The sequence below is a fragment of the Streptomyces sp. NPDC002886 genome (genome assembly GCF_042888445.1).
Classification (GTDB): domain Bacteria; phylum Actinomycetota; class Actinomycetes; order Streptomycetales; family Streptomycetaceae; genus Streptomyces.
In genome coordinates this window covers 956,433-975,786 of the sequence record NZ_JBIAPV010000003.1, presented here as the reverse complement: position 1 = coordinate 975,786, position 19,354 = coordinate 956,433, and the positions used below count along the sequence as shown (strand labels likewise).

The following is a 19,354-nucleotide window of genomic DNA, read 5'->3' as shown; positions in this document are numbered from 1 at the left end:
CGTGCGCAATCCGGAACACTGCCGCAGTGGTGCACAATTCGCTGGCATCGCACCGGAGTTCAGAGAGGCGGCACGTTCGTGGCTGTCCAAGAGATGTCCAGAAGCACCCATACCGCGGCTTGTGCCTGCGAGGACTGCACACGAGAGGGGCACCGTCGCGCCGTGGCGGCGTTCCTGGAGAAGCGCGACGAGTTCGCCTCGGGGCACGGGGTGCCGGATGCCGTCGCGCACTCCCTGGGGGCCTCCCGCCAGTGGGTCTCCGACGAGCTGACCCTGTCGGCCCGGACGGTCGCCGACCGGGGCCGGGAGGCGGGCAGCTCCTGGCTCTACCTGTTCTCCCGGCGGGCCGTCCTCGCCGTGTGGATCGCCGCGGGGGTGCTGCTCCTGGTCCAGGTCGGCACCGCGCTCGGCACCGGCTGGTCCACGACGCGCACCGCCGGGCTGCTGGCCGCGCTCGTGCTGGCCGCGCTGCTGACGGTGGCGGCCCGCGCGCAGACGCTCCGGGGAGGCCTGCTGGCCCCGCTCGTCGGCGAGGACAACCGGCTGTCCACCTCGAAGGTGGTGCCGAGCGCCTGGCTGGTGCTCACCGCCTTCGCGACGCTGCTGCCCGCGCTGCGGCTCGCGGCCTCCTCGCCGGGACCCGAGCGCCAGGCGCTGTACGAGGGGCTCGCCTTCGACCGGGCGCTGCCGCTGCTGGCGGTGCTCGGGCTGACCTCGGGCGTCGCGGTGCTCGTGCGCCGGGTGGTCTCCGTACGGATCATGGGGCAGCGGCTGCAGAAGCTGCCGGCGGACCGCCCGACCGGGGCGGACCTGCTGACGGACGACGCGGGCCGGGGCTCCTTCCCGGACGCCCAATACGTGCTGGTCTCCACGGTGGTGCTGGCCTTCGCGGGGGTCTCGCTGGCCCGGTTCCCGGACCGGTTGCCGGCGCTGCCGTGGGCGCTGGCGCTGCTGGTGGCACTGTCGGCGGCCGTGTACCTGGCGGCGAAGTACGCGGAGGGCAGCCGCCCGCTGGTCCTGTCGGTGGTGCGCAGACGCGAGCCGGGGGATCTGGACGCGGCGATCCGCCCCGGGGACGACATCGAGATCCGCGGAGTGGGCTTCGTCCCGCCGGGGGCGCAGACGCCGGAGATGCTGGCCCGGCTGGTGGTCCGGGTGGGCGCGGTCCATGTGCACGTACCGCTGGTCCCGGTGGCGGGCGGTTTCACCAACCCGTCCGACGCCGTACTGACCGTGCCGGTCCCGGCGGAAGTGGAGCCGGGGCGGATCGAGATCCAGGTCGTCACCGCTGCGGGGGTGGAATCAAACCGGTGCACCATCGACGTGGCCGAGTGAAGCGGGTACACATGACGCGTGACCCGAACTGACGTCCCCTCCGGCGCCCCTGACGCACCCACCGGACCGACCGGCCCGAGCGGCCCGCACGGTCTGCGCGAACTCGCCGCCCGCCACGCGCTCCTGCCCCTGCGGATCTTCCTCGGCGTGACCTTCGTCTACGCGGGCCTGGACAAGCTGACCGACTCGGCGTTCCTCTCCGCCACCGGCAGCGGCTCCATCGGCGAACTGATGCGCGGGGTGCGCGACACCTCGGCGATCCCGGCCATGGTGGACCTGGCCCTGAAGGCGCCCGTCGGCTTCGCCGTGGCCCTGGCCATCGGGGAGCTCCTGGTCGGCCTGGGGGTCCTGGCCGGACTGCTGACCCGGATCGCGTCCGTCGGCGGGGCGCTGATCTCGCTCAGCCTGTGGCTCACCGTGTCCTGGGCGGTGACCCCGTACTACTACGGCAACGACCTGATCTACCTGATGGCCTGGACCCCGCTGATCCTCGCCGGGGCACCCCTGTGGTCACTGGACGCCCTGATCAGGGGCCGGCGGCGGCCCGCCGGCTGAGGGACAGGTCCGCCGGTCCGGGGAGCGGTCCGGGGCGAGCGGTCCGCCGATCCGGGACGAGCGGGACGTCACCTCCCGCCGGACCCGCGGGTCTCCCCGATCCGCTCGCGCCGGTCGCGGCGCACGGCGTAGGTCACCAGCCCGGTGACGGCGGCGAAGGCGAGGCCGCCCGCGGTCATCATGAGGACGAAGAACCAGGGTGGATCCGCCTCGCCCGCCGCGCCGAGGAGATAGAGGACCCCGGCCGCCATCAGGACCAGTCCCGCGATCAGCCGTCCCGGCTGGAACTCATGACGCCGCACGGGTTACCTCCACCTGTCCCACACCCGCGCTGAGGTGCAGCTCGATCGTGCCGCCGGCCTGGGTGCCCGAGGCGGGGGGCAGCGTCGCCTCCCGGGTCTCGGTGCGGTTGCGCACGCGTATGTCCTCGCTGGTGTCGCCGGGCATCTGGATGTCGCCCAGCCTGACCGTCGCCTCCGTCCTCGCGGTGACCTCCCTCGGGAGGATCACCCGCAGCCGGCCGGCGTCGATGGAGGCGCGGACGGGCACGGTGGTGCCCTTGGGCACGTCCACGTGGCTGAGGTCCAGGGTGGCGAGCCCGGTACCCGCCTCGTAGACCGGGGCCACCTCGGCCACCGCGGTCGGATGCCAGTCCACGACGCGCCAGTCGGTACTGATGTCCTTGGGCAGTGCGACCGACGCGGCCAGCAGGCCGGCCGTGATCACCGAGAGCAGGATGGTGCCGAAGCCCGTGCGGCCCTTGACGGAGCTCACCGCGAGCCCCAGGCCGAAGACGGCGAGGCCGGCGGCGAAGCCGACCTGCAGGGCGTGACTCAGGGTGCTGCCCTCCCAGACCGCGGCCGTGGCGATGCTCCCGGCCAGCGCGGCGAGGACGAACACCCGGCCGCCGATGCCGCCGCGGGGCTCCCAGGGGAGGTCATCCCCGGACGGCGGAGCCGCCGCCGGACCGCCGCCGGGACCGGCGGGCACCGAGTCCTCGGGCCCCCACAGGTACCCGGTCGAGCCGACCGGCCCGGTGGTGCCGTCCTTGACCAGCGGATCCCGCCACCACGACGGGCCGCCGGGCGTGGGCGGCGCCTGGGTCTCGGGCGGCGCCGGACTGTGCGCCGTGCGGTGCCCGGTGCGGGTGGCCGCCGGGTACTCGAACTCGGCGCCCGGCGCGGCCTTCTCCTCGGGAGCCCCGCCGGGTCCGCTCCGCCGCCGCTGCGACCAGTAGGCCGCGGCTCCCAGCGCGAGGACGGCCAGGACGGAGAAGACCGCCAGCCCGCCGTTGTCCAGCATCGACAGGAACAGGGCGCAGCCCACCAGCGCGGCGAACACCGCCGCCAGCGTCGAGCCCTCGACCCGGCCGGTCAGCAGCTTCTTCACCTCGCTGTCCTCCTCGCCCTCCTGGGGCAGCAGCAGCCAGGCGAAACCGTAGAAGATCAGACCGACGCCGCCGGTGACGGCGAGGACGCCGAGCACGATCCGGAATATCACCGGGTCGAGACCGAAGTACCGGCCCAGCCCGCCGCACACGCCCGCGAGCACCTTGTCGCGCTTGCCGCGGCGCAGGGGAGGGCGCTCGGCGGGCGTCGAAGCGGAGCCGGCGCCCGCGCCGGCCGTGCTCCTGCCGGCGCCTGCGTCCGGCGGCGGGGAATCGTGTACTTCGGTCATGCGTACATGGTGACGGTCCGGGGTCGCCACGGGCATCCGGATCTACCCTGGCGCAACCCTGATATCCCCCCGAGAGAACTGGGGGGCTGCCCTGATGTCACGGGCACCGCAGGCGTGTGACCATCGGTGACATGCCCGTAGCAGCCGCCCCCCGCCCGCCGTACGCACCGGACTCCGACGAGACGCCGCAGCGCAAGCTCTACCGCAGCGCCGACGGCCGGATGCTCGGCGGAGTCGCGCGCGGCCTCGCCGGGCACCTGGGCCTGCCCGTCGTCTGGGTCCGGCTCACCTTCCTCGGCCTGTTCATGTGGGGCGACGGACTCGGCGTGCTGCTCTACGCCGCGTTCTGGGTCTTCGTACCGCTGGGCGTCGGCGGCCGCAGCGGCCACCGCTCCTACTTCGACACCCTCCCCGACGGCACCCGGCGGCTGCGCAAGCCCGAGCGGGGCCAGATCATCGCGCTGATCGCGCTGTGCGTCGGCGCGGGCATCTTCATCTCCCAGGTCCAGGTCGGCGGCAGTTCCGGACGGTACGTGTGGCCGACCCTGCTCGTCGGAGCCGGCGTGGTCCTGGTCTGGCGCCAGGCCGACAACGCCCGCCGCGCCCACTGGAACGCGGCAGCCGGCCGGCACGCCCGGCTGCTGCAGGCCGCCCGCGCGCTCGCCGGCGTGGCCCTGGTCGGCGTGGGCCTGACCGTCTTCATCGTGGTCCGCGGCTCCGCCGCCCAGCTGGGCAACGTCCTGACCGCCACCCTCGCCGTCCTCGTCGGCGTCGCCCTCCTGGCAGGCCCCTGGCTGATCCGGATGACCCAGGACCTCTCCGAGGAGCGCCTGATGCGCATCCGCGCCCAGGAGCGCGCCGAGGTGGCCGCGCACGTCCACGACTCCGTGCTGCACACCCTCACCCTGATCCAGCGCAACGCCGAGGACGTCGGCGAGGTGCGCCGCCTCGCCCGCGCCCAGGAGCGGGAGCTGCGCAACTGGCTGTACAAGCCGGAGGGCACCGGCAAGGACGAGGGCGAGGAGCCGACGACGCTGGCCGAGGCCGTGAAGAAGACCGCCGCCGAGGTGGAGGACCACCACGGGGTGCAGATCGAGGTGGTCGTCGTCGGCGACTGCCCCCTCGACGAGAAGCTGGCCGCACAGATGCAGGCCGCGCGCGAGGCGATGGTCAATGCCGCCAAGTACGGTGGCGACGGCGGCCCCGTCCAGGTGTACGCCGAGGTGGAGGGCCAGACGGTGTTCGTGTCCGTACGGGACCGCGGACCCGGCTTCGACATGGACGCGGTACCGGACGACCGCATGGGCGTACGAGAATCGATCATCGGCCGGATGCAGCGCAACGGCGGGACCGCGCGACTGCGGTCCGTGCCCGACGGCGGCACGGAAGTCGAGCTGGAGATGGAGAGGGCGGCGAAGGCAGCATGACCGAGGACAGCGCGAGCACCGGCGGCGCGACCAGGAGGGTCCGGGTGGTGCTCGTCGACGACCACCGGATGTTCCGCACCGGGGTACAGGCCGAGATCGGCGAGACCGAGCGGACCGGGGTCGAGGTCGTCGGCGAGGCCGCCGACGTGGACCAGGCCGTCACCGTCATCACCGCCACCCGCCCCGAGGTGGTGCTCCTCGACGTGCACCTGCCCGGCGGCGGCGGCGTCGAGGTACTGCGCCGCTGCGCCCCGCTGATGGGCGCCGTCGAGGACCCGGTACGGTTCCTGGCCCTGTCGGTGTCCGACGCGGCCGAGGACGTCATCGGAGTCATCCGGGGCGGCGCCCGCGGCTACGTCACCAAGACGATCACCGGCACCGACCTGGTGGACTCGGTCTTCCGCGTCCAGGACGGGGACGCGGTGTTCTCGCCGCGCCTCGCGGGCTTCGTGCTCGACGCCTTCGCCTCGACGGACGCCCCGCCGGTCGACGAGGACCTGGACCGCCTCACCCAGCGCGAGCGCGAGGTGCTGCGGCTGATCGCCCGCGGGTACGCGTACAAGGAGATCGCCAAGCAGCTGTTCATCTCGGTCAAGACGGTGGAATCCCACGTCTCGGCCGTGCTGCGCAAGCTCCAGCTCTCCAACCGCCACGAGCTGACCCGCTGGGCGACGGCCCGCCGGCTGATCTGAGCCCGGCAGGGCACCCACCCGGAGCTCACGCGGGGCGGGAGGCTCCGGCCCAGGGCATCGAGTCGATCGGCGCGACGCGGACCGTGGAGCCGGGGCGCGGGGCGTGGATCATCTGGCCGTTGCCGATGTACATGCCGACGTGCGTGACACCGGAGTAGAAGAACACCAGGTCACCGGGGGCCAGCGCGTCGCGCGAGACCCGCTGTCCCGCGTTGATCTGCGTGTAGGTGGTGCGCGGCAGCGACACCCCGGCCGCGCGCCACGCCGCCTGGGTCAGGCCGGAGCAGTCGAACGAGCCCGGTCCCGTCGCCCCCCACACGTACGGCTTGCCGATCGCCCCGTACGCGAAGGCCACCGCGCGGGCCGCGCGGGAGCTGTCGGCGGGCAGCGGAGCCCGGGTGGCGGGGGCGCTCGGGGCGGGGCCGGCCGAGCGGGCCTCGTAGGACGCGCGCTCCTCGGCCGTCAGCTTGGCCAGCAGCCGCTGCGCGGCGGTCAGCTTCTCCTCGATCTCCGCCTTGTGGCCCGCGAGTTCGCGCTGCTGGGTCCGCAGGTCGGCGAGGCGTCCGGCGGCCTGCTCCTTGAGCTGTCCGACCTCGTCGAGCCCCCGCCGCACGGCCGAGATCTCGGCGGCTTTGCGGTTTCCGGCGCGGGTGATGAGCGCGACCCGGTCCAGGTACTCCTGCGGATCGTCGGACATCGCGAGCTGTACGGCGGCGCCCAGCGTGCCGCTGCGGTACTGCGTCGCGGCCAGCGAACCGAGGGCGCTGCGCGCCGTGTTGAGCCGGTCGGTCTTGAGGGCGGTCTGGTCCCGCAGCCCGTCGAGCGCGCGCTGCGCCTCGTCGGCCTTCTCCTTCGCCCCGTTGTACCGGTCCGTCGCGGCCTCGGCCTCCTCGTAGAGCCGGTCCATCTCCGCCTTGACCTGTGAGGGCGTCTGCTGCGGATCGGCCTGGGACGTGCCTTCGAACGCGGTGGCGGTGGCAGCGCCCGCGAGGGCGAGGGTGGCGGCGGTGGTGCGTACGGTGCTCCGTGCCGTGCCGCCGTTGAGCGGGCGCTGCCTGGGCTTTCGATGACTGGCCACGAGGGCCTCACGTCCTTCCTCCGTCGGTGCTTGGGGGAGGACGCTAGACCCGAAGGTAACGGCCGGATGACGAGATGATCGGAAGTGGCCGTACGTGACCGGACCTGGTGGCTCGGGTGTCCGTACCGGGGTCGGCTCTATCCGCGGATCTCCGTCAGGCGGGCGAAGACGACCACGTTGCCGTCGTAGCCCTCCTTCTTCGAGAAGCCGCCGCCGCAGGTGATCACGCGGAGCTCCGGAGCACCCTTGGGGCCGTAGATCCGGGCCGCCGGGAAGCCCTTCTTGCCGACGACCTCGATCCCGTACACCGTGAACACGGCGGTACGGCCGTCCCGTCGGTCCACCTCGATGTGCCGGCCCCGCTCGAGCGAGCCGAGGGTGTAGAAGACGGCCGGACCCTGCCCGTTGTCCACGTGCCCGTCGATCACCGCCGTGCCCTGGGCGCCCGGAGCGGGGGAACCCCCGTACCAGCCCGCCAGGTTCCCGTCCTGCGGCGGCGGCGCGTCCACCCAGCCCTCGGCGTCGAGTCCGACACGGGTGACGGGGGCGTCGACCTGTACCGCCGGAATCCGGATCCGGGTCGGCGGGGAGGACTTCAGCGGCTTCGGGGCCGGCGGGAGGCGGCGGGCGGCCTCGTCGTGGGCCGGGTCGCTGACCAGCGAGGCGGCCTGCGCGGGCTGCGGCGGACCGCCGTTCGGGTCGAGGCCGTTGGTGAGGAGGAACGTGCCGCTGAGGGCGACCACGGCGACGACGCCCCAGCCGCCGCGAGGCTTCGTACGCTCCTGGGGGCGGGGCATGATGCGTGCTCCTTCGGTGATGCGGTGGCGCCGGGGGCCGTGGTGCGGGTGCTGGACCGGGTCCGTCCGGTGGCCAGGGGCGGGTCGGACGGGCCCGGCGGTCTGAGGGCCGGCGGTCAGGCGTTGCCGTCGGCCCGACGGCGCATCAGGTACACGCCACCGCCGAGCGCACCGGCCAGCAGCGCGGAACCGGCCGCGATCTCGGTGCCGTTCAGCCCGCCGGCGCCGCCGCCGAGGCCGGCCTTGACGCCCTTGGAGGGAGTGGTCGTTCCGGTCCCGGTGCCGGTCGAGTGGCCCGCGACCGTGAGGGTGGTCGTGCCCTTCTCGCCCTTGCAGTCGAAGGTGACCTCGTACTGGGCCCCCGCCTTGGCGTCCGCGTCCACCGTGACGGTGGCGGACTTGCCCTCGTTGAGCTCGACCGCGTCGAAGACGCCGGAGGAGACCTTGACCAGGGGCTCCTGGCATTCGGTGGCGTTCAGCGTGACGGTGCCGCCCGGGGCGACCGTGGCGGGGGAGACGGTGAAGCCGAAGGACGTGACGTTGGGCGTGGTCCCGCCGTCGTTGGCCGAGGCCGACGGTGCGGTGAGCGCGAAGACGGCGGTGGACAGCAGGGTGACGGATGCGACGCGTATCGCACGCATGGTGGATCCTCCGGGTCCCCGAGGTGCAGCCCCGAACACTTTGTCCGCAAAAGGCAGTAAATGCTCCTCGACGTGCTAGACGCTAGGTCCGGTTGGCGGAACCTGCGAATCGAGCGGCACGAACGGACCAACGGGGAGAGTGAGTTGGCGGGCGCCCCGCCAACTCCTCTGATACGGACGGTGAGCGCCGCGCCGGAGGCCCCGCCGAACGGTGGCGCTGAGTGACGGACACGCCGGGGCGCGCTCACCCCGGCCGGACGCTCCCGTAGATCGGCTGGTAGAAGACCGACTCCTCGCGGACGGACGACCCCGGCCTCGGGGCGTGGATCATGCGGCCGCCGCCGATGTAGATCCCGACGTGGCTGATGTCGGCGTAGAAGAAGACCAGGTCCCCCGGCCGCAGATCCTTCGTCGCGATCCGCGGAGCCGCCTTCACCTGGTCCCAAGTGGTGCGCGGCAGCGTGATCCCCGCCGCCCGCCAGGCGGCCTGGGTCAGGCCGGAGCAGTCGTACGAGCGCGGGCCGGTCGCGCCCCAGACGTACGGTTTCCCCAGCTGGGCCCGGGCGAAGGCCACCGCCCTGACGCCGGCCGCCGACGCGGGGGCGTCCCCCGGCCGCGGTCCCGAGGCGGCCGGGGCCCGGGGGGCCAGGGCCCGCGCCCGCTCCGTCGCGGTGAGCTGCGCGAGCAGCGCGTTCGCCTCCGAGAGCCGGGACTGCACCTCCTGCTTGCGCCCGCGCAGCTGCTCCTGCGCCCGCTCCAGCTCCGAGACCACGACGGCCGCCTCCCGGCGCTTGCCGGCCGTCTCCGCCCTGGCCCGGGTGTACCGGGTGAGCAGTGCGTCCTCACGGCCGCCGAGCCGGTTCAGCAGGTGTGTCTGGGCGAAGAAGGCCTGCGGATCGTCGCCGAGCAGCAGGGTCGCGGTCCCGCCGAGCCCGCCGGTCCCGCGGTACCGGTCGGCGGCGTAGCTGCCGAGCAGCCGCCGGGCCTCGTTCAGCTTCAGCGTGGTGGCGGCCACCTGGTCCATGAGCGCCGACAGCAGGGCCCGCTGTTCCTCGGTCCGCCCGGCCGCCGCGTCGTAGGCCTGGGTGGCCGTGCCCGCCTGCCGGTGTAACTCGTCCACGCGGGTCCGTACCTCCTCCACCGAGGGGCGGGGCGCCGGAGCCGCCGCGGCCTGGTGGGGGAGGAGCAGGCCCAAGGAGGAAAGGGCCGCGGTCGTGACGACCGCGGCGGGGGCGTTCGGATGTCTTCGGGTGCGCGGCTTGCGGTGGTGGGGGGAGGGTTGGGACGAGGGGAATCCGTACGTGTACACGGGCCGGCACCTCCTTCCGGTTGGCGGAGCACGCTAGCGGCGGAGGGAGCGACTCGGAAGGGGGCGGGAGGGGTCCGCAGGGCATATGCCGCCGAATTTTCCGTGGGGGGACCGGGATTTTCCGGGGGCGGGACCGACTGTCGGTCCCGCCCCCTAAACTCGGAAGGCGATGAGCAGCCTCTTTGACGACAGCTTCCTGGCCGACCTCTCCCTCTCCGAAGAGGTCCCCCCGCCGCCCGAAGACCACGCCGCCCCCGAGGCGGGCGCGGACGATCTCTTCGGGGGCCGGTTCGACGCGCCCATGCACGGGGACGCGTACTACCGGGACGGAGCCCCCAGGCCCGTCATCGACCCGGCGGCCCTCCTGGAGGGGCTGAACGCGGAGCAGCGCGCCGCCGTGGTGCACGCGGGCTCCCCGCTGCTCATCGTGGCCGGCGCCGGCTCCGGCAAGACGCGCGTGCTGACGCACCGCATCGGCCACCTGCTGGGCGCGCGCGGGGTCCACCCCGGCCAGATCCTGGCGATCACCTTCACCAACAAGGCCGCCGGTGAGATGAAGGAGCGCGTCGAGGGCCTGGTGGGTCCGCGCGCGAACGCCATGTGGGTCTCCACCTTCCACAGCGCGTGCGTGCGCATCCTGCGCCGCGAGTCCAAGCGGCTGGGTTTCACCTCCTCCTTCTCGATCTACGACGCGGCCGACTCGAAGCGCCTGATGGCGCTCGTCTGCCGCGACCTGGACCTGGACCCGAAGAAGTTCCCGCCGAAGACCTTCAGCGCCAAGATCTCGAACCTCAAGAACGAGCTCATCGACGCGGACGCCTTCGCCGGGCAGGCCGCGGACGGTTTCGAGAAGACCCTCGCCCAGGCGTACGCGATGTACCAGGGGCGCCTCGGCGAGGCCAACGCGCTCGACTTCGACGACATCATCATGACCACCGTCCACCTGCTCCAGGCCTTCCCGGACGTGGCCGAGCACTACCGGCGCCGCTTCCGGCACGTGCTGGTCGACGAGTACCAGGACACCAACCACGCCCAGTACACGCTCGTGCGCGAGCTGGTCGGCACCGGCTACCCGGACCTGCCGCCCGCCGAGCTGTGCGTGGTGGGTGACGCCGACCAGTCGATCTACGCCTTCCGCGGCGCGACCATCCGCAACATCCTCCAGTTCGAAGAGGACTACGCGGACGCGACCACGATCCTGCTGGAGCAGAACTACCGCTCCACCCAGACGATCCTGTCCGCCGCCAACGCGGTCATCGAGCGCAACGAGAACCGCCGCGCGAAGAACCTGTGGACCGAGGCCGGCAGCGGCGCCGTCATCACCGGCTACGTCGCCGACACCGAGCACGACGAGGCGCAGTTCATCGCCGACGAGATCGACCGCCTGACGGACGCGGGCGACGCGAAGGCCGGCGACGTCGCGATCTTCTACCGGACCAACGCGCAGTCCCGCGTGTTCGAGGAGATCTTCATCCGCGTCGGACTGCCCTACAAGGTCGTCGGCGGCGTCCGGTTCTACGAGCGCAAGGAGGTCCGCGACGTCCTCGCGTACCTGCGCGTCCTGTCGAATCCCGAGGACAACGTCCCGCTCCGCCGGATCCTCAACGTGCCCAAGCGCGGCATCGGCGAGCGCGCCGAGGCGATGATCGACGCGCTCGCGATGCGCGAGAAGATCACCTTCCCGCAGGCGCTGCGCCGGGTCGACGAGGCCTTCGGCATGGCCGCCCGCTCGACCAACGCCGTCAAGCGCTTCAACGTGCTGATGGAGGAGCTCCGCACCATCGTCGACTCGGGGGCCGGCCCCGCGGTGGTCCTGGAGGCGGTCCTGGAGCGTACGGGCTACCTCGCCGAACTCCAGGCCTCGACCGACCCGCAGGACGAGACGCGCATCGAGAACCTCCAGGAGCTCGCCGCCGTGGCGCTCGAATTCGAGCAGGCACGGGTGGCGGCGGCGGCCGAGGCCGCCGAGAACGGCGCCCCGCCGGTGGGCCCGGGCACCCTCGCGGAGTTCCTGGAGCAGGTCGCGCTGGTCGCCGACTCGGACCAGATCCCGGACGAGGACACCGACGGCAACGGGGTCATCACCCTCATGACCCTGCACACCGCCAAGGGCCTCGAGTTCCCGGTGGTCTTCCTGACCGGCATGGAGGACGGGGTCTTCCCGCACATGCGCGCGCTGGGCCAGACCAAGGAACTGGAGGAGGAGCGCCGCCTCGCCTACGTCGGCATCACGCGGGCGCGCGAGCGGCTGTACCTGACGCGGTCGAGCATGCGCAGCGCCTGGGGCACCCCCTCGTACAACCCGCCGTCGCGGTTCCTGGAAGAGATCCCGGCCGAGTACCTGCAGTGGAAGCGGACGGGCGCGGCGCAGAAGCCGGCGGGCCCGATGCGCAGCTCCGGGTACGGATCCTCGGGCTCGGGCGGAGGCGGGTCGAAGGCCACCTTCGGCACCTCGCCGGAGGCCTTCCTGTCCTCGTCGCGTACGAAGTCGGGCCCGTCGGGGTTCGCGACGCGGCGGGCCACCGACAAGCCGGTCATCGCGCTGGTGGTCGGGGACCGGGTCACGCACGACCAGTTTGGGCTGGGCACCGTCATGGAGGTCAAGGGAGCGGGCGCGGACGCGCAGGCCACCATCGACTTCGGGGACGAGAAGCCGAAGCGGCTGCTGCTGCGGTACGCGCCGGTGCAGAAGCTCTAGCGGGCGGGCGGCACGGTTCCGTAGCCGAGTAGCCGAGCAGCCGACGTGGAAGGGCCCGGCCCCCCTGAGGGGGGCGGGCCCTTCCACGTTCCGCGTCGTGCAGTGCCTCAGTTCGGGTTCAGGCCCTTGGCGCGCAGCCATGCCTGCGGGTCGACCGGGGAGCCGCCGCCCGGCCTCACCTCGAAGTGGAGGTGCGGGCCGGTGGAGTTGCCGGTGTCGCCGGAGTACGCGATGACGTCGCCGGCCTTGACCTTGCCGGACCGGATCTTGGCGCTGCTGAGGTGGCAGTACCAGGTCTCGGTGCCGTCGGGCGCGGTGAGTATCACCATGTTGCCGTAGGCGCTGTTGAACTGGCTGCGCACGGTGCCGTCGGTGGCGGCCATGACCGAAGTCCCGTAGCCCACCGGGAAGTCGATGCCGGTGTGCACGGACATCCAGTTGACGCCGGCCTGGCCGAAGCCGGCGCTCAGGCCGTGCCGTGCGACGGGGAGCGCGAACTTGGGGCGGGCCGCTTCCTTGGCCGCCGCCTCCTCCGCCTTCCGCTTCTTCTCCTCGTCCTGGCGCAGGCGCAGGTCGATGCGTTCCTGGGTGCGGCTCGCGCGGTCCGCGAAGTCGCCGGCGTCGGCGCTGAGGGCGGTGAGCTGTGTGTCGAGCTTGCTGTTCGCCGCGACCGGCTTGATGGAGGCCGGGTCGGGCGCGGCCAGGGTGGTGGTCTCCTCGGACGGCTTCTCCGTACCGGTGAGCCCGCCCACGGAGGCGGCGGCCACACCCGCGACACCCATCACGCAGGCCGAGGGAACGGCCACGGTCAGCAGCGCGGACCGCTTGGCCGGGGTGCGACGGCGGTTGTTGGCACCGGCCTTGGCGGTACTCGCCTTGCCCGTCTTGGCGACGGGCTTCGAGCCGGGCTTGGAGCCGGCGCGGCGCGAGGGACGCGGACCGTCCGGCGCGGCCGGGGTGACGGGCATGGCCTGGGTGGGGAGATCGTGCACCTGGGCGTCCAGGTCGAGGTCCGCGTCCCCATCCGTATCCGTGTCCGCGGTCTCGATGTTCGCGGTCTCGATGTTCGCCTCGAGGCCGGCACCGGCGGGGAGGAACTCGAAGACGGCGGTCTCGGTGTAGGCCGTCTCGCCCTCGGGTGAGGGGGCGGCGGTGTAGGCCTCGTACCCGTAGTCGTAGGCGTACTGCTGCTCATCGGGTTGGGCGTAGGCCTGGGTGTAGGCCTGATCCTGCGTCGGCTCCGGGACTTGCTGCTGCGGCTGTTGCTGCTCGTAACCGCTGTAGCCGTAGGTCTGCTCGGAGGCCGTGTTCCAGGCGGTGGCGTCGTAGGTACCGGTCTCGGTGCCGTAGCCGGGGACCGACCAGTGCCCGGTCTGCTCGGCGGAGGTGTCGTAGCCGAAAGCGGTGGACTGATAGTCCAGGGAGACGCCGCCCTGCGTGGGGACGGTCGAGAGGTAGCCGTCGTGGGCGGGGTAGCCGCCGTATCCGTCGGCGGACTGCTGTGTGTAGCCGTTCTGGGGGGCGGCCCATGCCGTGGTGTCGTACGAGCCGGTGTCGTAGGAACCGTAGGTGGCGCCGTAGTTGTAGCCCTGGCCCTGCGTTTCATAGGGCGTGAACGCTGAATCGCCAGCGAAGGTGGTGGTGGAAAGGCCGTCGTACCCGAAATCGGGGTACTGGCCCGACGAGGGGCGGTCGTTCACCAACTTCTCTTTCGCCTCGGCAGCGGGGGGCCTGGGTGGCCGAGGAATGTGGGGTCCTCGGAGGAGAGCAGTGGCGTGACTGTACCCGGCGGTTACTCGCAACGACAATCTTCGGAGGGATTTGTGCTCGGCGGAACCGGGCATTCGGCCGCCTTTCGGTCGGCTGAAGACCCACCCTTGGCCTTGAGTTCGAAAAGCGTTCGACTGGAGGTCGTTATTCGCTCCCGTGGTCGAGGTCGCGGGCATGGTCGCGGTCGAGGTCGCGGTGGGGCGTTCGGCCGGTCGGGCCGGTCAGGCGACGGAGGCGGCGCCGGGGTGCGGGAGGGCGGTCGGCCTGGGCCCGTCGAGTGCGCGCCGGACCGCCGCGATGACGGTGGGGTGCGCGGGCAGGGCGAGATGCCCGATGCCGGTGACCTGCACGTTTTCCACGAGCAAGTCCGGGTGCTCGATACGGGCCGTGTCGGTCGGGTCCATCAGTTCGTCGAACTCGCTCCAGAACGCCACGTACCGGGTCCGGCCGCCGGGCGCGGGTGCGCGCAGTTCGGCGAGCACCTCGGAATCCGGGCGCATCTGCCGGACCAGGGGGTGCGCGTCCATGAAGGGCGCCACGCGGGTGCCGGAATGCGGGGTGCCGAGCGTGACGAGCGTGCGGACGCGCGCGTCGCCGCCGAGGCGCTGGGCGTAGTACCGCCCGACCAGTCCGCCGAGACTGTGCCCCACCAGGTCCACCCGGTCCTGACCCGTGCGCTCGCACAGCTCCTCGACGCGACGGGCGAGGTGCCGGGCCGTGACGCGCAGGTCGCGGGTGAAGGGGGAGTAGTTGTACGCCTCCACCTGCCGCAGGCCGTCTGCCCCGAGGGCGCGGCGCAGCAGGACGAAGACGGAGCGGTTGTCGGTGAAACCGTGGAGCAGCACCACCGGTGGGCGGTCGTGGGTGGTGGTGGTTGTTGTGGTTGTCGTCGTCGGGGCGGCGGGTCGCTCCGGTAGGACCCCGGTGGGATAGAGCAGGATGTGCCCGCCGAGCACGATCGCTTCCAGTACGCCGGCCCGCAGCGCGGCCCCGGACATGGTCAGCCCCATGGACGACCCCCCCGTAGGTCCTGGTGACTCGGGACCGGGGCGTCCGACCGCCCCGTGCCGTGCGGCTGTCGGCGCGGAGCGGTGGTACGCCATCCCACGTGTGATTTCCCCCTCGTGGTTGACCGCGAAACGGGGGTGTGCGCAATGCTGTACTTAACGTTCGTTCACTCGGGAGGCAGTGCGATGGGTGTGACCGGTCCGATCCGTGTGGTGGTGGCCAAGCCGGGCCTCGACGGCCACGACCGAGGCGCCAAGGTGATCGCGCGGGCCCTGCGGGACGCGGGCATGGAGGTCATCTACACCGGCCTCCACCAGACCCCCGAACAGATCGTCGACACGGCGATCCAGGAGGACGCCGACGCGATCGGTCTGTCGATCCTGTCGGGCGCGCACAACACGCTGTTCGCGCGCGTGCTGGAACTCCTCGCGGAGCGCGATGCGGAGGACATCAAGGTCTTCGGTGGCGGGATCATTCCGGAGGCGGACATCGCTCCGCTGAAGGAGAAGGGCGTGGCCGAGATCTTCACTCCGGGGGCGACGACCACGGCCATCGTGGAGTGGGTGCGCGCGCACGTCCGCCAGCCGGTGTAGCTGGGGCTGGCCCGGATGCGGGCTGGCTGCGGGTGGGGGTCGGTGCCGGGGGCGGGGTGGGGTGTTGGCCTGGACTGCATGATTTAGGCGCCCTGCCCCTTACTCCGACAGGGCGCGGCTTGCTCTAGCGCCACAAATCACGTTTTACGTCCAGGCCAACACCCCACCCCGCCCCCGTCCCCGACCCGGCACGCAGCCTGGGCCCTTTCAGCCGTCCGGCGTTTGAGGACCGGGGTCTGGGGCGGAGCCCCAGGGGTCCGGGCGCAGCCCGGGACCCTTGCTCTTCAGCCCGTCCGGCGTTTGAGGACCGGGGTCCGGGCAGCGCCCGGGGAACGGTGGAAGGGCGGGCAGGGGACTTCCGCCCCGCGCAGCGGCAACGGGCCGCAGCGGGGAACTCCGCCCCGCGCAGCGGCAAGGTGCGGCAAGGGACTCTCGGCCCCGCGCAGTGGTTCGTGCTGGGGTCAGTGGGGTGGGGCTAGTTCCGTGTGGAGTGCGGCACGCAGGTGCAGGGTGGCGACCAGGCGTTGGAAGGCTTCCGACCAGTACGCCGCCGCGCCCCCCTCCTCCACCGGCTCCGCCGCCAGCGCATCCAGCCGCCCAGCCTCCGCAGGGTCAAGGCACCGCTCGGCCAGTCCCATCACCCCGCTGAAGCTCCACGGGTAGCCGCCCGCCTCCCGCGCGGAGTCCAGCGCCTCGATCACCGCTCTCCCCAGCGCCCCCGCCCACGGCACCACGCACACCCCGAGCAGTTGGAAGGCCTCCGACAGCCCGTGTGTGCGTATGAACTCCGCTACCCAGGCGGCTCGTTCCTCCTCCCCGAGGATCGACAGGAGCTTCGCCCGTTCCGCAAGCGACGCCGTCGCCGGGCCCGCCGCGGGTGGTGCGGACGCCGAGCCGAGCAGGGCCTGGGACCATGCGGGGTCGCCCTGGCGGACCGCGGCCCGGCACCAGGCCGCGTGGAGTTCCTCCGCCCAGCCCTCGGCGACCGGCAGGGCCACGATCTCCGCCGGGCCCAGCCCCCCGAACCGTTCCCGCCAGCACGCCAGCGGCGCCGACTCCACCAGTTGCCCCAGCCACCAGGCCCGCTCCCCGCGACCGGCCGGCGGCCGTTTGACCACGCCGTCGCGCAGCATCCCCGCATCGCATTCGGCCGGCGGTGTCACTCCCTCCGGGCCGACGCAGGCCAGCGCGCGCTCCGCCATCCGTCCGGCCAGCGCCGAGGTCGGCAGCGCGGACAGCAGCTCGGCGGCGGTCGCCCGGACATTGCGGCTGCGGTCGCCGAGCGCCGCCTCCAGAAACGGTTCGTCGCCCGCCGACAGCCCCACCCGCAAGGAGTCGAGGAACATCAGCCGGTCCTCCGCCCGTTCGGAGCTCCACGTGGTCTCCAGCAGCCGTGGTCCCGCGGCCGCCTCGTGGGCCCGTACGAGACCGAGCAGCGCCACCCGCTCCGCGAACAGCCCCTCCTGCCACAGCCGCTCCACCGCCACCGCGTCCTCGGCGTCGGGCAGCTCGCCGGCACCTCCGGATCCCCCGCGCAGCGCGAACCGCCAGTCCGGATTGAGCCGGGCCAGCCACAGCCCGCGGGGCCCGGTCAGGGCCAGCGCCTGCGGGCGGAGGTCGCTCCGGGCCCGGGCCACGTCCAGGAGCGCGGGCACCAGCGAGGCCGGTGCCCGGTACCCGTGCTGTCCGGCGGCGGCCAGCCACTGGGGCAGCAGCTCCGTCAGGTCGGGGGCGGCACCCCGCCGCCCGCTGCCGCTGCCCGCTCCGGCCCGGCCCGCCAGCAGCTGCGCGAGCCGCCGCCGGGCCGGTTCCGGCGGCTCCGGGCGCGGGTCGTGCGGCGCGGGCTCGGGCCGGGGCCCCGCCTCGGCGGGTCTCAGCCCGGCCCGGCGCCGTAGCGTCTGCACGGCCGCGGCCCCGAGCAGGGCGCCGGGACTGCCCCGGCGCCGCTCGGTACCCAGCAGCGCGGCGCCCACCAGCTCGTCCCAACTCCCGTCCGCGTAGGCCGTGTCCGTCGAATCGCCGGTCGTGTGCGTCGTCGTGTTCACCGGTTCCCCTCCCCATTCCTTCGCGTGCCGTGCCCGGCTCCGGTCCCGCCCCCTCCGCGGGACCGGAGCAGCTTGATTTCCTGTGGCACGGACAGGCAGACGGTCGTGCCTATGGCCTCAGCTGGCGTGGTTGTCGTCCATGAAAGCCCCCCGGCTCACTCGTTTCGAATACGTCGGCGCCCCCGCGCCGCCGCCTTCCCCCTGGCGCCCGCTCAGCCCAGTACCACCGGCTCCGAGGAGCCCGGCTGCCAGGCCGTCAGCGGGGTGAATCCGCGGTGTCCGCATTCGCCGAACACCGTCAACGGGCCGCCCCCCGAGAGCGCGGCCAGCTGCCACAGCCCGGTCCCGGGCCGGCTCCCGGCCCCGGTCAGGGGCACGGGCAAGGCGGATGCCCCCTCCGCGTCCGCCAACTGCCATGTTTTATGGGGCTGTTGTGGCCCTTCTCGGTCGTCTTGCCCTCCTTCCCGTTGTCCCCCTTGTGGTCCTCCCGGTATCGGCACCACCGGGCCGAGCACCACCGGCCAGGACTCCAGCCAGGGGTCCTCGCGCAGTGCCGTGCCGTACGCCTCCAGTGCCGCGGCCGTGCTCACGCCGGTCGGCGCGGTCCGGCACGGCGCGGCCGGCCCGAACCTCTCCCCGAGATCCGCGCGCAGCCCCGCGGAGCCGGGCCGGAAGCGGGCTTCCGCCTCCAGCACCAAGCCGACCGGGAGCGCCAGCCCCGGCGGTCGCCCGGGCGGGCCGAAGTCCAGGACCAGAGCCGGCCGCCCGCTCGCCAGCCCGCGCAGCCATATCCGGCGGGTGGTGAGACGGCCGTCCGGTGACGCCGTGTCGTACTGGGCCAGCACCAGCCAGTGGTCCCGTACGGCCTCGCCTTCCGCCCGGGGCTGCAGTCCCAGACGGCTGCGGACCGTCGCGGCCAGCGGCTCCGGCAATCCGGAAACGCCGAGCCAGGCCCGGTCCAGCAGGTGCAGCAGCGCGGCCTCCTCCAGCATCCGGGCGGGCCAGCCGGTGCCGCAACTGGGTATCGTCCCCAACTCCCGCACCCGCGCCGCCAGTCCGGGTGCCTGGGCGTCGACCATCCGGGCGGCCGTCTCCTCCCAGGCCGCGTATCCCGCCCGCTCCTGACCGGCGAGGCCGCCGCGCACCAGGTCCGCGAGCCGCTGTTCCAGCTCGGTGACGCCCGCGCCGACCCGGGCCGCCCGCCGCTCGGCCCGCTTGCGGGCCCCTTCGGCGTCGGCCGGACCGGCCCGGTCCGAGCGGTCGGCGGCGGGGCGCGCGGCCTTGGCCGCCCGCTCCGCGAGCCACTCGTCCGCCCAGTCCGGAGCCCCGGTCGAGGTTCCGGCCGAGGTGTCGGCGGGGCGGCCGGCAGAGGTGCCGGCCGCGTCTTCGAGCCCCTCCGCGGCCCAAAGCAGCAGCAGGCCCAGTGCGTGCTTGCACGGGAACTTCCGGCTCGGGCAGGAGCACTTGTACGCCGGCCCGGACAGGTCGACGACCGTCCGGTACGGCTTGCTGCCGCTGCCCTTGCACAACCCCCACACCGCGCCGGAAGCGGAACCTCCGGTTTGTGACCACGGCCCCGCGCCGCCGAGTCTGGCCCCCGCCTTGCGTGAGGCGTCGTCGGGAGCCAGAGCCAGTACCTGTTCCGCCGTCCAGCGGACCCCCTGCTCAGTCATGTGTTCCACCGTAGAGACCCCCACTGACAATCGCTCTGACCTGCAACGACTCATCT

16 protein-coding genes are annotated in these 19,354 nt (G+C 73.0%); 6 read left to right on the top strand and 10 right to left on the bottom strand.

Annotation, left to right across the window (positions count from 1 at the left end; translation table 11 throughout):
- Nucleotides 1-78: 78 nt before the first annotated feature.
- The gene (locus tag ACFYYB_RS16730) at nucleotides 79-1,335 is read left to right on the top strand and encodes a hypothetical protein (RefSeq protein ID WP_389435931.1); all 1,257 of its coding nucleotides are present in this window, start codon (nucleotides 79-81) and stop codon (nucleotides 1,333-1,335) included.
- A gap of 18 nt (nucleotides 1,336-1,353) precedes the next feature.
- Complete coding sequence (locus ACFYYB_RS16725; protein ID WP_389435930.1) at nucleotides 1,354-1,890, top strand: DoxX family protein; 537 nt, start codon at nucleotides 1,354-1,356, stop codon at nucleotides 1,888-1,890.
- A gap of 68 nt (nucleotides 1,891-1,958) precedes the next feature.
- Here ACFYYB_RS16725 and ACFYYB_RS16720 read toward each other — a convergent pair whose 3' ends face one another.
- Nucleotides 1,959-2,192 (bottom strand): hypothetical protein, encoded by a 234-nt coding sequence (locus ACFYYB_RS16720; RefSeq protein ID WP_389435929.1) that lies wholly within the window; start codon nucleotides 2,190-2,192, stop codon nucleotides 1,959-1,961.
- The gene (locus ACFYYB_RS16715; protein ID WP_389435928.1) at nucleotides 2,179-3,567 is read right to left on the bottom strand and encodes a PspC domain-containing protein; all 1,389 of its coding nucleotides are present in this window, start codon (nucleotides 3,565-3,567) and stop codon (nucleotides 2,179-2,181) included. The genes ACFYYB_RS16720 and ACFYYB_RS16715 overlap by 14 nt, the downstream gene beginning before the upstream one ends.
- Before the next feature lie 131 nt (nucleotides 3,568-3,698).
- On the opposite strand from ACFYYB_RS16715, the gene ACFYYB_RS16710 reads away from it, so the two are divergent.
- Nucleotides 3,699-4,994, top strand: a complete 1,296-nt coding sequence (locus tag ACFYYB_RS16710; RefSeq protein WP_389435927.1) for a PspC domain-containing protein — start codon at nucleotides 3,699-3,701, stop codon at nucleotides 4,992-4,994.
- Nucleotides 4,991-5,686, top strand: a complete 696-nt coding sequence (locus ACFYYB_RS16705) for a response regulator transcription factor (RefSeq protein ID WP_327305035.1) — start codon at nucleotides 4,991-4,993, stop codon at nucleotides 5,684-5,686. The genes ACFYYB_RS16710 and ACFYYB_RS16705 overlap by 4 nt, the downstream gene beginning before the upstream one ends.
- 25 nt (nucleotides 5,687-5,711) lie before the next feature.
- Here ACFYYB_RS16705 and ACFYYB_RS16700 read toward each other — a convergent pair whose 3' ends face one another.
- The 4 genes from ACFYYB_RS16700 to ACFYYB_RS16685 form a co-directional block, all read right to left on the bottom strand.
- Nucleotides 5,712-6,764: an NlpC/P60 family protein gene (locus ACFYYB_RS16700; RefSeq protein ID WP_389435926.1), complete on the bottom strand. Its 1,053-nt coding sequence runs from the start codon at nucleotides 6,762-6,764 to the stop codon at nucleotides 5,712-5,714.
- Between the two features lie 137 nt (nucleotides 6,765-6,901).
- Nucleotides 6,902-7,561 (bottom strand): class F sortase, encoded by a 660-nt coding sequence (locus ACFYYB_RS16695; protein ID WP_389435925.1) that lies wholly within the window; start codon nucleotides 7,559-7,561, stop codon nucleotides 6,902-6,904.
- A gap of 116 nt (nucleotides 7,562-7,677) precedes the next feature.
- The gene (locus tag ACFYYB_RS16690) at nucleotides 7,678-8,202 is read right to left on the bottom strand and encodes a hypothetical protein (protein ID WP_389435924.1); all 525 of its coding nucleotides are present in this window, start codon (nucleotides 8,200-8,202) and stop codon (nucleotides 7,678-7,680) included.
- A gap of 244 nt (nucleotides 8,203-8,446) precedes the next feature.
- Complete coding sequence (locus ACFYYB_RS16685) at nucleotides 8,447-9,511, bottom strand: NlpC/P60 family protein (protein WP_389435923.1); 1,065 nt, start codon at nucleotides 9,509-9,511, stop codon at nucleotides 8,447-8,449.
- A 169-nt stretch (nucleotides 9,512-9,680) separates the two neighbouring features.
- Between ACFYYB_RS16685 and pcrA the strand changes: the two genes are divergently transcribed.
- A complete protein-coding gene (pcrA, locus tag ACFYYB_RS16680; RefSeq protein ID WP_389435922.1) occupies nucleotides 9,681-12,209 on the top strand; it encodes a DNA helicase PcrA in 2,529 nt (842 codons plus the stop codon).
- Nucleotides 12,210-12,316: 107 nt separating this feature from the next.
- On the opposite strand, the gene ACFYYB_RS16675 is transcribed toward pcrA, so the two are convergent.
- Nucleotides 12,317-14,053, bottom strand: coding sequence for a M23 family metallopeptidase (locus ACFYYB_RS16675; RefSeq protein ID WP_389435921.1), 1,737 nt, complete (start codon nucleotides 14,051-14,053; stop codon nucleotides 12,317-12,319).
- 147 nt (nucleotides 14,054-14,200) lie between these two features.
- Nucleotides 14,201-14,989 (bottom strand): esterase/lipase family protein, encoded by a 789-nt coding sequence (locus ACFYYB_RS16670; protein WP_389435920.1) that lies wholly within the window; start codon nucleotides 14,987-14,989, stop codon nucleotides 14,201-14,203.
- 183 nt (nucleotides 14,990-15,172) lie between these two features.
- Between ACFYYB_RS16670 and ACFYYB_RS16665 the strand changes: the two genes are divergently transcribed.
- Nucleotides 15,173-15,580 carry a cobalamin B12-binding domain-containing protein gene (locus ACFYYB_RS16665; protein WP_327305027.1) on the top strand — a complete coding sequence of 136 codons (408 nt, stop codon included), beginning with the start codon at nucleotides 15,173-15,175 and terminating at the stop codon, nucleotides 15,578-15,580.
- 461 nt (nucleotides 15,581-16,041) lie between these two features.
- Here the strand turns inward: ACFYYB_RS16665 and ACFYYB_RS16660 are convergent, their stop codons facing one another.
- Entirely contained in the window at nucleotides 16,042-17,625 is a 1,584-nt protein-coding gene (locus ACFYYB_RS16660) for a DUF5691 domain-containing protein (protein ID WP_389435919.1), read from the bottom strand.
- 212 nt (nucleotides 17,626-17,837) lie between these two features.
- Nucleotides 17,838-19,298, bottom strand: coding sequence for an SWIM zinc finger family protein (locus tag ACFYYB_RS16655; protein WP_389435918.1), 1,461 nt, complete (start codon nucleotides 19,296-19,298; stop codon nucleotides 17,838-17,840).
- Between the last annotated feature and the right edge of the window lie 56 nt (nucleotides 19,299-19,354).